Here is a 14,367-nt window from a genome sequence, read left to right as displayed (position 1 = left end):
ATTGGTAGTACGATAACTGGTTAAACCTTGAGCAATTTCCGCTATAATCCGCGCCCCCCTTTTTCGGCCGGCACCTCACGTACCGTTTCCATGAAACTAATCGTCAAAGTTTTTCCCGAAATCACCATCAAAAGCCCGCCGGTGCGCAAGAAGTTCATCCGCCAGCTGGCCAAGAACATTCGTACCGTGCTCCGTGAACTGGACGCGGACATTGTCGTGGGTGGCGTATGGGACAACCTTGAGGTCGAAACACGGCTGACCGATCCAAAGGTCCTGCAGGGCATCACCGAGCGCCTGAGCTGTATGCCGGGCATTGCCAATTTCCTGCAGGTTGCCGAATACCCGCTGGGTGATCTGGATGACATCGTTGCCAAGTGCAAGATGCATTACGGCGACCTGCTGCCGGGCAAGATGTTTTCCGTGCGCTGCAAGCGTGCGGGGCGGCACGATTTCAGCTCCATGGACGTCGAGAAGTACGTCGGCAGCCAGTTGCGCCAGCAATGCGGTGCCGCGGGTATCGAGCTGCGCAAGCCCGAACTCGTGGTGCGCATGGAAATTCGCGACCAGCGTCTGTTTGTCATTCATGACCAGCACACTGGCATGGGTGGTTATCCGCTGGGCGCGCTTGAACAGACACTGGTGCTGATGTCCGGTGGTTTCGACTCGACCGTGGCGGCCTACCAGATCATGCGTCGTGGCCTGATGGCGCACTTCTGCTTCTTCAATCTGGGTGGTCGTGCCCATGAGCTGGGTGTGATGGAAGTCGCCCACTTCATCTGGAAGAAGTACGGCAGCTCCCAGAGAGTGCTGTTTGTAAGCGTACCTTTCGAAGAAGTTCTGGGAGAAATTCTGCAGAAAGTCGATAACAGTCATATGGGTGTAGTTTTGAAGCGTATGATGTTGCGCGCTGCCTCATCTGTTGCCGACCGTCTCGAAATTGATGTGCTGGTGACGGGGGAAGCGATTTCGCAGGTGTCCAGCCAGACGCTGCCCAATCTGTCGGTCATCGACTCGGCCACCGACAAACTTGTGCTGCGACCTCTGATTGCCAGCCACAAGCAGGATATCGTCGATCTGGCGACTGAAATCGGCACGGCCGACTTCGCCCGGCACATGCCTGAATATTGCGGGGTGATTTCGGTCAACCCCAAGACCAACGCCAAGCGTAATCGCGTTGAGTATGAAGAGAAGCAGTTCGACATGGCTGTTCTCGAGCGAGCGCTCGAACGTGCCAGGCTGGTGACCGTCGATCGGGTGATCGACGATCTGAGCCAGAATGTCGAAATAGAAGAAGTCAGCCAGGCGCTGGCCGGTCAGGTCGTCATCGACATCCGTCATCCGGATGCCCAGGAAGATCAGCCGTTGCAAGTGCCGGGCGTAGAGATACAGACGCTGCCGTTCTATGCATTGAACAGCCGCTTCAAGGAACTGGATAACACGCGCCAGTACCTGTTGTATTGCGACAAAGGCGTCATGAGTCGCCTGCATGCTCACCATCTGCTCAGTGAGGGGCATGCCAATGTGCGCGTTTATCGACCTAGCTAAGTGCCCGGGGCTGTTTGCCTGTGGCTTGCGTCACCGGCCCCCCGACACCAGTCGTCAAGCCGTAACGGCTTTTGCCGACTCAATGTTAATTGCTGCCTGACCACAGTCAGCTCACCGAATCCTCTGATCGAGATACACAAGTGATCGAAAATCTACGTAACATCGCCATCATTGCTCACGTTGACCATGGCAAAACCACCCTGGTAGACAAACTGCTGCGTCAGTCCGGCACTCTGGAGCGTAACGAGCTCAACGACGAGCGCGTCATGGACTCCAACGACCAGGAGAAAGAGCGCGGTATTACCATTCTCGCGAAGAACACCGCGATCAACTGGAACGGCTACCACATCAACATCGTGGACACCCCGGGCCACGCCGACTTCGGCGGTGAAGTAGAGCGCGTGATGTCGATGGTTGACTCCGTTCTGCTGCTGGTTGACGCTCAAGACGGCCCTATGCCGCAAACCCGTTTCGTGACCAAGAAGGCTTTCGAAGCCGGCCTGCGTCCAATCGTGGTCATCAACAAGGTTGACCGTCCAGGCGCGCGTCCTGACTGGGTTCTGGACCAGATCTTCGACCTGTTCGACAACCTGGGCGCCACCGAAGAACAGCTGGACTTCAAAGTCGTCTACGCCTCGGCCCTGAACGGTATTGCCGGTCTGGACCACACCGACATGGCTGAAGACATGACCCCGCTGTACCAGTCGATCGTCGACAACGTACCTGCGCCGTCTGTTGACCGTGACGGTCCGTTCCAGATGCAGATCTCCGCTCTGGACTACAACAGCTTCCTGGGTGTTATCGGTGTTGGCCGTATCGCTCGTGGTCGCGTCAAGCCGAACACTCCGGTTGTAGCGGTCAGCGCCGACGGCAAACGCCGTAACGGTCGTATCCTGAAGCTGATGGGTCACCACGGTCTGCATCGCATCGACGTTGAAGAAGCTGCAGCTGGCGACATCGTTTGCATCAGCGGTATGGATTCGCTGTTCATCTCCGACACCCTGTGCGACCCGCTGAACGTGGAAGCAATGGTGCCGTTGACCGTTGACGAACCTACCGTTTCGATGACCTTCCAGGTCAACGACTCGCCTTTCTGCGGTAAAGAAGGCAAGTTCGTCACCAGCCGTAACATCAAGGAACGTCTGGACAAAGAGCTGCTGTACAACGTTGCTCTGCGCGTTGAAGAAGGCGACTCGGCTGACAAGTTCAAGGTTTCCGGCCGTGGTGAGCTGCACCTCTCGGTTCTGATCGAAACCATGCGTCGCGAAGGCTTCGAAATGGCCGTAGGTCGTCCGGAAGTGATCATCCGTCTGGTTGACGGCGTGAAACATGAACCGTACGAAAACGTCACCATCGACCTGCCGGAAGATGCACAAGGCTCGATCATGGAGCAAATGGGTCTGCGTAAAGGCGACCTGACCAACATGGTCCCGGATGGCAAGGGCCGTGTTCGCCTTGAGTACAACATCCCGGCTCGTGGCCTGATCGGTTTCCGTAACGAGTTCCTGACCCTGACCTCCGGTGCAGGCATCCTGACCTCGATCTTCGACCGTTACGACGTGATGAAGTCTGGCGACATGTCCGGCCGTCAGAACGGCGTTCTGGTTTCGGTTGAAACCGGCAAGGCACTGACCTACTCCCTGGAAACCCTGCAAGCGCGCGGCAAGCTGTTTGTTGAGCACGGTCAGGAAATCTACAACGGTCAGATCGTTGGTCTGAACAGCCGTGACAACGACCTGGGCGTCAACCCTACCAAGGGCAAGAAGCTCGACAACATGCGTGCTTCGGGTAAAGACGAAACCATCGCTCTGGTTCCACCTGTTCGTTTCACTCTGGAACAGGCTCTGGAATTCATCCAGGACGACGAGCTGTGCGAAGTCACTCCAAAGTCGATCCGTCTTCGCAAGAAGATCCTCGACGAAAGCGAGCGTACCCGCGCTGCCAAGAAAGCCAAGGCTTGATATCTAGCCCCGGCTGAATGAAAACGCCCCCGGTCGAAAGGCCGGGGGCGTTTTTTTATGCCGGGTGTCTGGCGCTGGTGGTGGGAGCGAAAGCTGTTGATCAGAACTTCAGGGGGACGCGGCCTGAATTCGAGTTCAGCGCGCCGCTGTTCTGGCGCTCGACGGCCTTGGGCTTGTACGCGCAATACCCTGGGCGCGGGCCGATCTTCGGGTGGTTGCGGCAGGTGTCCGGGCGCTTTTCATAGATGGTGCACAGGCGGCTCTTGCGATCCAGATACAGGCAGTCGTTGTTGCTCATGCGCTGCAAGGTGAAGATCCCGGACTTCTGGTTGAAGCGCTCGACGATCCCTTCTTTCTGCAGGCGTTTGGCGATGTTCTTGGCGGGCTCGTCTTTCTCGAACTCGTCAACGATGCCGATGCGGATCAGATCCTTGATCTTCACTTCTACCGGCAAGGTGCAACAGCTGGAAATGCAGCCACCGCACATATGGCTGGAGTACTTGGCCCAGGTATCGAGACGGTCGATCTCTGCGGCTGCGATCAAGGTGGATTTCATTTCGGTTCAGGCTTCCGGGTGTATCGGGCGCGCGATCATACCGGGGCTTGCGGGTTTAGCGTAGGCAAAAATGAGTGAAGCGACTGCCGGTGCCCCTCTTGAACGGTGGTGGGAGGAGCCTTGGCCGCGACGGCATCACGCGATCCGGGAGTTGGCCAGATTCTCGATCTGCTCCTGCCGTTCGGCCTGGCTCAATTTTGCGCCGGGGTTGAGCGATGACCATTGCGGATGTGCCCGCGCCTTGTGCACGGCATCGGGAAGTTTGCCTTCGCGCCAGGCCTTGTCCTGAGGCTCGCTCACGTCGATGCTGTCCATCGCCGCATGGCCCCTCACGTCCAGTGCCTGTAACAGGTGTTGTTGTCGGAGCGCGAGCAGTCGCAGCACTGCATCGTCTACGGTCAGTTCCCGTTGCCCCTTGAGTTTGCCCAGCAACCGTCCGCCATAACTGCGGGCGGTTTGCAGTGCGCCCCCCGCAATGGCACCGACCAGTGCCGCTGCCCCCAGAGTGATGCCGCCGACCAGCAGGTCGACGCCGGCTCCGGCCGCAGCACCTGCCGCCACGCCGCCGCCGACACGTACGCCCAGTTGCTTGAGGGTTTCTGGGTTGAACAGGTCGTCGCCCCAGCGACCATCCAGTAACGGCAAGTCGGCCGCCGAGGCGTCCTGGGTGCGGAAGGCATACAGCTTGAGCAGCGCTTCGACGCAACGTTGTTCACGCTGGCGAATGGCTTTGCGCAGTTCTTCGATAGCTTTCTGTTCCTGCTGCGCATCGGTGTCCACGCTGCGCCGACAGGCTGCGCAATCAATCAGCATCTCTGCAATCAGCCGCGCCGCGCTGTGCCGTCGGGCCTTGCGCTGGGCCTGTTGGTCCTCGATCAGGCGCTCCAGTTGCGGGCGGGCGCTTTCCATCATCAGCGCCAGGCTTTCATAAAGCCGACGCTCACCATCTTCCGGCGGCGCCACGCTGTCGAAGCGCACCAGCGCATGGAGGCCAAGACGCGAAAGCGCCTCGCGCCAGTCCGGCTCGCGCTGTTGCGGGCTGCTGACGAAATTCAATACCGGCAGCAACGGTTTTCCACAGCTTGCCAGTACCGCCAGCTCATCACGGTATTTGGACAGAATCGGTTCTCGGGCATCGATCACGTACAGGCCAGCGTCCGAGTCGAGCAACTGACGCAATACCTTGGCCTCCTGCTCGAAGCGCTGGCGTGCCTCGCTGCTCTCCAGAAAACGCGCCAGTCGCGCCGGGCCGTCCAGTCGTTCGCCGGGACGATCCAGGCGCTCAAGGTAGTCAAGCAGGGCAATGGCATCTTCCAGGCCCGGCGTATCGTAAAGCTCAAGCAGAGCCTGACCTTCGACCGACAGACGCGCACCTTCTACATGACGTGTAGTGCTGGGGCGATGGGAAACTTCACCGAATCCGATGTCACGGGTCAGGGTGCGCAGCAATGAGGTCTTGCCGACATTGGTATGGCCTACGACCGCCAGCTTGAGTGCGCGAGGTTTGTTCAGCTCAGTCATTGCCTGTCTCCAGCCAGTTCACCAGCGAACCCTCGCTCCACGTCAGCTCCAGTTGCTGCAGGGCGGCGTGCCAGTCATTGAGACGTTGCGGGTCAAGCGTCTGACCGACTGGCGCGGGTAATAGCCAGATACGGGTCAGGCCGGCGTACCTGGCCAGTTCGGCAATCAATGCCAGGCTGCCGCGATCCGGCGAGCGGCGCGGGTCGCATGCAATGAGCAGTCGTGCCGGTGGGTAGTGAGTCAGTTGCTCCAGCAGCTTCTGCCGGGATTCGCGGCTATCGAGCACACCTGCATCCGCTACGCCCGTCGGCAGTTGTGGAGGCCATGGGTACTGATCGTCCAGCTCGATGGCGACCAGCAAGGCGCCTTCACTGTTGGCAGTACCCGCGTTGGGTTGTATCCGATGCAGCTGCGGCGGCGCGGCATCGTTGACGCCCAGGCGCTCGCTGCTGGGCATCAGGCGTTCGCGCAACTGCTGGTAGCCGGGCAATTCCAGATCCAGCTTCAGGGTTGCGCGTCCACGCCTCCAGCGCCACAGGCAGAACAGCGCCAGGATCAGGCGTGGCACGATGCCGAAGACCAGCAGGATGCCCACCAGCCAGGAAGCCCAGGCCTGTCGGGCATTTTCCAGGCTCAGTACGCCATTGCCGCTGGCGCGGATCATCAACTCATCGGGCGTGCTGAAACCCAGCATGGCCGGGATGATGCCCAGTGTCTGCGTCAGGCTGACGAAGGTTTCGCTGCCCAGAATGGTGGTTTCCCAGACAAAGCCGTAGCGCCGCGTCGCCATCAGCATCAACAGCATGACCATGGCGCTGAGCAAGGCAACCAGCCACATGCTGTTGACCAGCAAGCCAAGTGCCCAGCGATTGAGGCGTTGGCGTTGCAGCAGCACAATCAGTGCAGGAGCCAGTTGGGCGGCCTGTGCGTCGCGAGCGAGTTTTTCGCTGGCCCACAGCCAGAGCCGGCCCAGGCCCGAACTGCTGCGCCCGGTGAATATCAGTCCCAGCGCCCAACTGATCAGCAGCACCAGATTCAGCCCGAGCAGACTGCCCAATGCCCAGAACACATTGACCGGTGCCTGTCCGTTGCCCATGGCTGCAAAGGCCAGGCCCGCGCCGCTGAAAACCGCGATGACGATCAGTGCGATCAGTGCCAGGCGTGCGCCTTGCTTCCAGTGATGCAGGGCGCTGACCATGCCGTCACGTTCGGCCAGCCACAGGGCGCGCAGCTTGATCCGGCTGTTCAGGTCGCCTTCTGCGGCGCGGGCGCGGCGGTTGGCTTCCTGGTCGTCAAGGAGGCCTGCCTGTTCTTCTCGCAGGCGTACAGCTTCGGTCAGCCAGAGGGTATCGAGTGGGGTCAGAGCAGTCACACAGCGTCTCTTCGATGAATTAAGCACAAAGCATAACCGTTGCGGTGAAGCTTAGGGCCTATGTGGTGTCTATCAGTTCCGTTGCTCTGTTATTCTCGCGGCCATGAAAAAACATCTCCCTCTCAGCCTGATTGCCGCCCTCGGTGAAAACCGGGTGATCGGCGTCGACAATTCCATGCCCTGGCATTTGCCGGGGGATTTCAAGTATTTCAAGGCCACGACCCTTGGCAAGCCGATCATCATGGGTCGCAAGACCTGGGATTCCCTGGGCCGGCCACTGCCCGGTCGCCTGAATCTGGTGGTCAGTCGTCAGGCTGATCTGCAGCTTGAAGGCGCTGAAGTCTTTGCTTCCCTGGAAGCCGCCGTGGTGCGCGCCGAGCAATGGGCGCAGGAGCAGGGCGTTGATGAAGTGATGCTCATCGGTGGTGCCCAGCTCTATGCACAGGGCTTGCCTGATGCCGACCGGCTTTACCTCACCCGCGTGGCGCTGAGCCCTGAAGGCGATGCTTGGTTTCCGGAGTTCGATGCCGCTGAATGGGCGCTGGTATCCGAGAATCCGATCCCGGCGCAGGATGACAAGCCGGCCTACAGTTTTGAGGTCTGGGAGCGGCGCTAAGCTGTGTTCGCGGGTGATTCGTTCCTGTGCGACGGGAATGAACCGCTCGTGACGAGCGCGTAACTGTCACAAAAATGTCGCAATCAAATATCCCTGTCGCGAACCAATGCGCACATGACGCCGTCAGAACACGCGGGGTCGTTCACGCACGAAAATCGTAACACCACTTTGCTACGGTCGGCCCTATACATTTATCAGGGGAAACCATAGATGAAGTTCGCACCAAAAATACTCGCCGCTGCTCTGTGCCTGGGTCTGGCCAGCCAGGCTTTCGCCACTGATCTGAAACACTGGCCGGAGCCTGCCGCCAAGGCGCTGGACACCATGATCGCTGCCAACGCCAACAAGGGTAATTACGCAGTTTTTGATATGGACAACACCAGCTATCGCTTCGACCTCGAAGAGTCGCTGCTGCCGTACATGGAAAACAAGGGGCTGATCACCCGCGAGAAGCTGGACCCGTCCCTGAAGCTGATTCCGTTCAAGGACACCGCCGACCACAAGGAAAGCCTGTTCAGTTACTACTACCGCCTTTGCGAACTGGATGACATGGTCTGCTACCCCTGGGTGGCGCAAGTGTTTTCCGGCTTCACCCTCGCTGAGCTGAAAGGTTACGTCGACGAGCTGATGGCATCAGGCAAGCCGATCCCGGCGACCTACTACGAGGGCGATGCGGTCAAGAAGCTCGATGTCGAGCCGCCACGCATCTTTACCGGGCAGAAAGAGCTTTTCAACAAGCTGATGGAAAACGGCATTGAGGTTTATGTCATGACCGCCGCTTCCGAAGAGCTGGTGCGGATGGTCGCCTCCGATCCCAAGTATGGCTACAACGTCAAACCGCAGAATGTCATTGGCGTGACCATGTTGCTCAAGGACAGAAAAACCGGCGAGCTGACCACTGCCCGCAAGCAGATCACCGCGGGTAAATACGACGAGAAGAGCAACCTTGGTCTTGAGCTGACGCCTTATCTATGGACCCCGGCCACCTGGATGGCGGGCAAGCAGGCGGCAATCCTGACGTACATCGACCAATGGAAGAAACCGGTCCTGGTGGCTGGCGATACGCCAACCAGCGACGGCTACATGTTGTTCCATGGTGTGGACGTCAACAAAGGCGGCGTACACCTGTGGATCAATCGCAAGGACAAGTACATGAAGCAGATGGAAGGCATGATCAAGAGCAACGCCGAAGCTCAGGCCAAGGAAGGTTTGCCGGTGACTGCCGACAAGAACTGGGTGATCGTCAAGCCTGACGAGATTCAGTAAGGGGAAGTGTAGCTATAAGCTGCAAGCCATAAGCCGCAAGCTTTTGACTTGCAGCTTTTGACTTGTAGCTTGCAGCTTTTATGGCACCAATTTGTCCAGCAGTGCCTTGTCACGTACAGCGCCTTTGTCGGCGCTGGTGGCCAGCAGGGCGTAGGCCTTGAGGGCGGTGGTCACTTTGCGTGGGCGCACTTCCACAGGCTTCCAGCCTTTCTTGTCCTGTTCCGCACGACGCGCAGCCAGCTCTTCATCGCTGACCAGCAGGTTGATCGAGCGGTTCGGGATGTCGATCAGCACTTTGTCGCCATCGCGTACCAGGCCGATTGCGCCGCCTGCAGCCGCTTCCGGTGAAGCGTGGCCGATGGAGAGGCCCGAGGTGCCACCCGAGAAACGACCATCGGTCAGCAGGGCACAGTCTTTGCCCAGGCCTTTGGATTTCAGGTACGACGTCGGGTACAGCATTTCCTGCATGCCCGGGCCGCCTTTCGGGCCTTCGTAACGGATGATCACGATGTCGCCAGCTTTCACTTCGTCGGCGAGGATGCCGCGCACAGCGCTGTCCTGGCTCTCGAAGATCTTGGCGTTGCCTTCGAAGACATGGATCGACTCGTCCACGCCAGCGGTCTTCACCACGCAGCCATCCAGCGCGATGTTGCCGTACAGCACGGCCAGACCGCCTTCCTGGGAGTAGGCATGCTCGACACTGCGGATGCAGCCGTTTTCACGGTCGTCGTCCAGGCTCGGCCAGCGGGTCGACTGGCTGAAGGCCGTTTGCGTCGGGATGCCTGCCGGGCCTGCCTTGAAGAAGGTGTGCACGGCTTCGTCGTCAGTCTGGGTGATGTCCCATTTGGCGATGCCTTCGGCCAGGGTCTTGCTGTGTACGGTCGGCAGGTCGGTATGCAGCAGGCCGCCACGGGCCAGCGAGCCCAGAATGCTGAAGATGCCGCCTGCTCGGTGTACATCTTCCATGTGGTACTTCTGGATGTTCGGCGCAACCTTGCACAGCTGCGGAACGTTGCGCGACAGACGGTCGATATCGCGCAGATCGAAATCGATTTCGGCTTCCTGGGCTGCGGCCAGCAAATGCAGGATGGTGTTGGTGGAACCGCCCATGGCGATGTCCAGCGTCATGGCGTTTTCAAACGCCTTGAAGTTGGCGATATTGCGCGGCAGAACCGACTCATCGTTGTTGCCGTAATACTGCTTGCACAGCTCGACGATGGTGCGGCCGGCTGTCAGGAACAGTTGCTCGCGGTCGCTGTGGGTTGCCAGTGTCGAGCCGTTACCCGGCAATGCCAGGCCCAGCGCTTCGGTCAGGCAGTTCATCGAGTTGGCAGTGAACATACCTGAGCATGAACCGCAGGTCGGACAGGCGCTGCGCTCGTACTCGGCGACTTTTTCGTCACTGGCGGTGGAGTCGGCCGCGATGACCATGGCGTCGACCAGATCCAGGCCGTGGCTGGCCAGTTTGGTCTTGCCGGCTTCCATCGGGCCGCCGGACACGAAGATCACCGGGATATTGAGGCGCAACGACGCCATCAGCATGCCAGGGGTGATCTTGTCGCAGTTGGAGATACAGACGATGGCGTCGGCGCAGTGGGCGTTGACCATGTATTCCACGGAGTCGGCGATGATCTCGCGGCTCGGCAGCGAATACAGCATGCCATCGTGACCCATGGCGATACCGTCATCCACGGCGATGGTATTGAATTCCTTGGCCACGCCGCCAGCGCGTTCGACTTCACGAGCGACCAGTTGGCCCATGTCCTTGAGGTGGACATGCCCTGGTACGAACTGGGTGAACGAGTTGGCGATGGCGATGATCGGTTTCTTGAAATCTTCGTCCTTCATGCCGGTGGCGCGCCACAAGGCACGTGCGCCGGCCATGTTGCGGCCGTGGGTGGACGTTTTCGAGCGGTAATCAGGCATTGGAGCACTCCGGCAAAACAGGCTAATCAGTAAGGGGAGTGAGCTTCTATTGACGCTACACGCAAACGGCAGTGACCGGACGCAGCGAAGAAACCGAACACCACGGGATCACCGTGCACTCGGCCTGAGCTCATAAACCCGCCGGGGGATGACTGGCGATGAATAGCGTCGATTCTACACGGGTCGGAGCGTAGTTGGCATGAATGAAGGTGTTACTGCTCAGAATGTCGTTGATGCGCCTGGAGGGGTAAGAGCTGGCACATGGCCGTAAGGTTATTCAGCTGTGTCTGTAAGGCAGTTCTGAAGGCGGATGGTGTGGATTTTTTGATCCAAATGCCTCGGCAGTGGGGAGCGTCATCGCCTTTGGATTTCGGGTAGCGATCATTGGCCAGTTTATGATCAGTAGCGGATTTAAAGCTGCAACCCGCGATCGAGTTGTTCAACTGATGGAAAGTGGCTCTCTTTAGCGCCAAGAGAGCCACTATGGTTTAGCTATTAGGCAGCAACCGGCAGGTAATGCTCTTGATGTAGCGGGTTTCGGCGATTGCCGGGTGGACCGGATGATCCGGGCCTTGTGCGCCGCGCTCCAGCAACTGGATGTTGCGGTCCAGGTGGCGGGCGCTGGTCAGGAGGATGTTCTGCAGGTCGTCCTCTGGCAGGTGCATGGAGCACGAGGCGCTGACCAGGATGCCGTCCTTGCTGAGCAGGCGCATGGCCTGTTCGTTCAGGCGGCGATAGGCACCTTCACCGTTTTTCAGGTCTTTCTTGCGTTTGATGAACGCGGGCGGGTCGGCCACGATCACGTCGAAACGTTCTTCGCCGGCTTTCAGTTCTTTCAGGGCTTCAAACACGTCGCCTTCAATGCAGGTGATCTTTTCGGCGAAGCCGTTCAGGGCAGCGTTGCGCTCCACGCCGTCCAGGGCAAAGCCCGAGGCGTCGACGCAGGTGACTTCGCTGGCGCCAAAAGCACCAGCCTGGATACCCCAGCCGCCGATGTAGCTGTACAGGTCGAGTACGCGCTTGCCTTTGACGTAAGGGGCCAGACGGGCGCGGTTCATGCGGTGGTCGTAGAACCAGCCGGTTTTCTGACCCTGCATGACAGGGGCCTCGAACTTCACGCCGTTCTCTTCCAGTGCAACCCACTCCGGCACTGCGCCATATACGGTTTCGACATAGCGGTTCAGGCCTTCGGCGTCACGGGCAGCCGAGTCGTTCTTGAACAGAATGCCGCTAGGCTTGAGCACCTGCACCAGGGCGGCGATCACGTCTTCCTTGTGGTGCTCCATGGTGGCCGAGGCCAACTGCACCACGAGGATGTCGTCGAAACGATCGACCACCAGGCCCGGCAGCAAGTCCGAGTCGCCGTAGACCAGGCGATAGAACGGTTTGTCGAACAGGCGATCACGCAGGGACAGTGCCACGTTCAGGCGATGAACCAGCAGCGACTTGTCCAGCGGCAGCTTGATGTCCCGTGACAGCAGGCGGGCGCAGATCAGGTTGTTGGGGCTCATGGCGACGATACCCAGTGGCTTGCCGCCAGCGGCTTCGAGCAACGCCTGATCACCTGCTGCAAAACCGTGCAGTGGGGTGGCGGCTACATCGATTTCATTGCTGTAGACCCACAAGTGGCCGGCGCGCAGGCGACGGTCGGCGTTGGCTTTGAGGCGCAGGCTAGGCAGGGACATGACGTCGCTCCGGAAAAAAGAGCGGGATTATAGCCTGTGATTGGGTTATTGGAGGGGCATCCCGTCAATTAACCTCATCAATCGAGGTAAATGATGAAACTTGGCTAAAGTCATAGCCTTCTGCCCACGAGCGGGTGGACCGATTCTCATTAAGCGGGCAGAATCCTTGTATGGCCTTGAGTAAATTTCTATGTCCGAAGAGTTGACCCCCGAGCAGATCCAGCAAGCCCTTCAGGGTATCAGCGTACCTCCGCAGCCTCAGATCATGGTGGATCTGCAGATGGAGCAGTACATGCCTGATCCTGATCTGGCGGTGATTGCGCGGTTGATTTCCCAGGACCCGGGGCTTTCCGGCGCATTGCTCAAGATCGTCAACTCTCCGCATTACGGTCTGTCCAACAAGATTGCATCGATACAGAAAGCCGTGAATCTGCTGGGTAGCCGCACCGTCATCAACCTGATCAACGCACAGTCGATCAAGGGCGAGATGAGCGACGAAACCATCGTGACGCTCAATCGTTTCTGGGACAGTGCCCAGGACGTGGCAATCACCAGTCTGACCCTGGCCAAGCGAATCGGCTCACAAACCGTGGACGAATCCTACGCGCTGGGTCTGTTTCATGACTGCGGGATTCCGCTGATGCTCAAGCGTTTTCCGGATTACATGCCGGTGCTGGAAGAGTCTTACGCCAAGGCCGGTCCCGATTGGCGGATCGTGGATACCGAAAACAGCAAGTTCGACACCAACCATGCCGTTGTCGGCTATTTCACTGCCAAGTCCTGGCGTTTGCCAGAACATGTCTGCAATGCCATCGCCAACCACCACAATGCCCTGGCGATCTTCGAGGATGATACGAGCCGCAATGCCGCGCTCAAGAATCTCCTGGCTCCCCTGAAAATGGCCGAGCATATCTGTGAGTCCTCCCGGGTACTGGGCAATCAGGACGAAGACCACGAGTGGAACAGCATCGGTCATCTGGTGCTGGACTATGTCGGTCTGTCCGAGTACGACTTTGAATACCTCAGGGAAAGCATTCGCGAGCTGGGCGCCAACTGATTCTGCCCGCTGCCGGTTTTCCTCTTTTGCCTCTCCGAGTTATCCATGCCTGAATTACCTGAAGTCGAAACCACGCGCCGTGGCATTGCGCCCCATCTGGAAGGGCAGCGTGTCAGCCGCGTGATCGTGCGGGACCGGCGTTTGCGCTGGCCCATCCCCGAAGACCTCGATGTACGCCTTTCCGGGCAGCGTATCGTGGAAGTCGGCCGACGGGCCAAATACCTGCTGATCCAGGCCGAAGTCGGAACGCTCATCAGCCATCTGGGGATGTCAGGTAACCTGCGACTGGTCGAAGCTGGCCTGCCTGCGCTCAAGCATGAGCATGTGGATATCGAACTGGAGTCCGGTCTGGCGTTGCGCTATACCGATCCGCGCCGTTTCGGTGCCATGCTCTGGAGCCTTGAGCCCCACAGCCACGAGCTTCTGGTTCGACTGGGGCCGGAGCCACTGACGGATCTGTTCGACGGTGAGCGCCTGTACGAGCGCTCCCGAGGCAAGTCCATCGCGGTGAAGCCTTTCATCATGGATAACGCGGTGGTGGTCGGCGTGGGCAATATTTATGCGACCGAAGCGCTGTTTGCTGCCGGTATCGACCCGCGACGCGAGGCCAAGGGCATTTCCCGGGCGCGCTATCTGAAGCTGGCTGTCGAGATCAAGCGCATCCTGGCCTACGCCATCGAACGCGGCGGCACGACCTTGCGCGACTTCATCGGTGGTGACGGCAAACCTGGCTATTTCCAGCAGGAGCTTTTTGTCTACGGCCGTGGTGAGCAGCCATGCAAGGTGTGCGGCACGACCTTGCGTGAGGTCAAGCTGGGGCAGCGGGCAAGCGTTTACTGCCCCAAATGCCAGACCTGATCCT

The 14,367-nt window shown here is 59.1% G+C and carries 11 protein-coding genes; 6 read left to right on the top strand and 5 right to left on the bottom strand.

Annotated elements, in window-relative coordinates; all coding sequences use genetic code 11:
* The first annotated feature begins 90 nt into the window (after positions 1–90).
* On the top strand, positions 91–1,545 hold the full coding sequence (thiI, locus tag CKW23_RS06880; RefSeq protein ID WP_025258113.1) for a tRNA uracil 4-sulfurtransferase ThiI: 1,455 nt from the start codon (positions 91–93) through the stop codon (positions 1,543–1,545).
* Between the two features lie 140 nt (positions 1,546–1,685).
* Positions 1,686–3,506: a translational GTPase TypA gene (gene typA, locus CKW23_RS06875; protein ID WP_025258114.1), complete on the top strand. Its 1,821-nt coding sequence runs from the start codon at positions 1,686–1,688 to the stop codon at positions 3,504–3,506.
* Between the two features lie 100 nt (positions 3,507–3,606).
* Here typA and CKW23_RS06870 read toward each other — a convergent pair whose 3' ends face one another.
* From CKW23_RS06870 to CKW23_RS06860, 3 genes are all read right to left on the bottom strand, one after another.
* On the bottom strand, positions 3,607–4,062 hold the full coding sequence (locus CKW23_RS06870) for a YkgJ family cysteine cluster protein (protein WP_025258115.1): 456 nt from the start codon (positions 4,060–4,062) through the stop codon (positions 3,607–3,609).
* Between the two features lie 135 nt (positions 4,063–4,197).
* Positions 4,198–5,583, bottom strand: a complete 1,386-nt coding sequence (locus CKW23_RS06865; RefSeq protein ID WP_025258116.1) for a GTPase/DUF3482 domain-containing protein — start codon at positions 5,581–5,583, stop codon at positions 4,198–4,200.
* Positions 5,576–6,955: a DUF2868 domain-containing protein gene (locus CKW23_RS06860; RefSeq protein WP_025258117.1), complete on the bottom strand. Its 1,380-nt coding sequence runs from the start codon at positions 6,953–6,955 to the stop codon at positions 5,576–5,578. Before CKW23_RS06860 ends, CKW23_RS06865 begins: the two co-directional genes overlap by 8 nt.
* Before the next feature lie 103 nt (positions 6,956–7,058).
* Between CKW23_RS06860 and CKW23_RS06855 the strand changes: the two genes are divergently transcribed.
* On the top strand, positions 7,059–7,571 hold the full coding sequence (locus CKW23_RS06855) for a dihydrofolate reductase (protein ID WP_025258118.1): 513 nt from the start codon (positions 7,059–7,061) through the stop codon (positions 7,569–7,571).
* 210 nt (positions 7,572–7,781) lie between these two features.
* A complete protein-coding gene (locus CKW23_RS06850; protein WP_025258119.1) occupies positions 7,782–8,837 on the top strand; it encodes a phosphorylcholine phosphatase in 1,056 nt (351 codons plus the stop codon).
* A gap of 78 nt (positions 8,838–8,915) precedes the next feature.
* Here CKW23_RS06850 and ilvD read toward each other — a convergent pair whose 3' ends face one another.
* Positions 8,916–10,763, bottom strand: coding sequence for a dihydroxy-acid dehydratase (ilvD, locus tag CKW23_RS06845; protein WP_025258120.1), 1,848 nt, complete (start codon positions 10,761–10,763; stop codon positions 8,916–8,918).
* Between the two features lie 488 nt (positions 10,764–11,251).
* Positions 11,252–12,448 (bottom strand): class I SAM-dependent rRNA methyltransferase, encoded by a 1,197-nt coding sequence (locus tag CKW23_RS06840; RefSeq protein WP_025258121.1) that lies wholly within the window; start codon positions 12,446–12,448, stop codon positions 11,252–11,254.
* A 190-nt stretch (positions 12,449–12,638) separates the two neighbouring features.
* Here CKW23_RS06840 and CKW23_RS06835 point away from each other — a divergent pair, with 190 nt between their 5' ends.
* Positions 12,639–13,505 carry an HDOD domain-containing protein gene (locus CKW23_RS06835; RefSeq protein WP_025258122.1) on the top strand — a complete coding sequence of 289 codons (867 nt, stop codon included), beginning with the start codon at positions 12,639–12,641 and terminating at the stop codon, positions 13,503–13,505.
* A 45-nt stretch (positions 13,506–13,550) separates the two neighbouring features.
* The gene (gene mutM, locus CKW23_RS06830; protein WP_025258123.1) at positions 13,551–14,363 is read left to right on the top strand and encodes a bifunctional DNA-formamidopyrimidine glycosylase/DNA-(apurinic or apyrimidinic site) lyase; all 813 of its coding nucleotides are present in this window, start codon (positions 13,551–13,553) and stop codon (positions 14,361–14,363) included.
* Positions 14,364–14,367: the final 4 nt, after the last annotated feature.

The organism is Pseudomonas sp. Irchel 3A18 (assembly GCF_900187465.1).
Taxonomy (GTDB): Bacteria; Pseudomonadota; Gammaproteobacteria; order Pseudomonadales; family Pseudomonadaceae; genus Aquipseudomonas; species Aquipseudomonas cichorii.
Note: the sequence above shows the minus strand (reverse complement) of the source record. Positions and strands in the feature narration are given on the sequence as shown.

Bases quoted from the DNA above. Each gene is read 5' to 3' on its own strand.
- thiI (WP_025258113.1), top strand. From the start codon at position 91: ATGAAACTAATCGTCAAAGTTTTTCCCGAAATCACCATCAAAAGCCCG.
- CKW23_RS06870 (WP_025258115.1), bottom strand. From the start codon at position 4,062: ATGAAATCCACCTTGATCGCAGCCGCAGAGATCGACCGTCTCGATACC.
- CKW23_RS06865 (WP_025258116.1), bottom strand. From the start codon at position 5,583: ATGACTGAGCTGAACAAACCTCGCGCACTCAAGCTGGCGGTCGTAGGC.
- CKW23_RS06855 (WP_025258118.1), top strand. From the start codon at position 7,059: ATGAAAAAACATCTCCCTCTCAGCCTGATTGCCGCCCTCGGTGAAAAC.
- CKW23_RS06850 (WP_025258119.1), top strand. From the start codon at position 7,782: ATGAAGTTCGCACCAAAAATACTCGCCGCTGCTCTGTGCCTGGGTCTG.
- ilvD (WP_025258120.1), bottom strand. From the start codon at position 10,763: ATGCCTGATTACCGCTCGAAAACGTCCACCCACGGCCGCAACATGGCC.
- CKW23_RS06840 (WP_025258121.1), bottom strand. From the start codon at position 12,448: ATGTCCCTGCCTAGCCTGCGCCTCAAAGCCAACGCCGACCGTCGCCTG.
- CKW23_RS06835 (WP_025258122.1), top strand. From the start codon at position 12,639: ATGTCCGAAGAGTTGACCCCCGAGCAGATCCAGCAAGCCCTTCAGGGT.
- mutM (WP_025258123.1), top strand. From the start codon at position 13,551: ATGCCTGAATTACCTGAAGTCGAAACCACGCGCCGTGGCATTGCGCCC.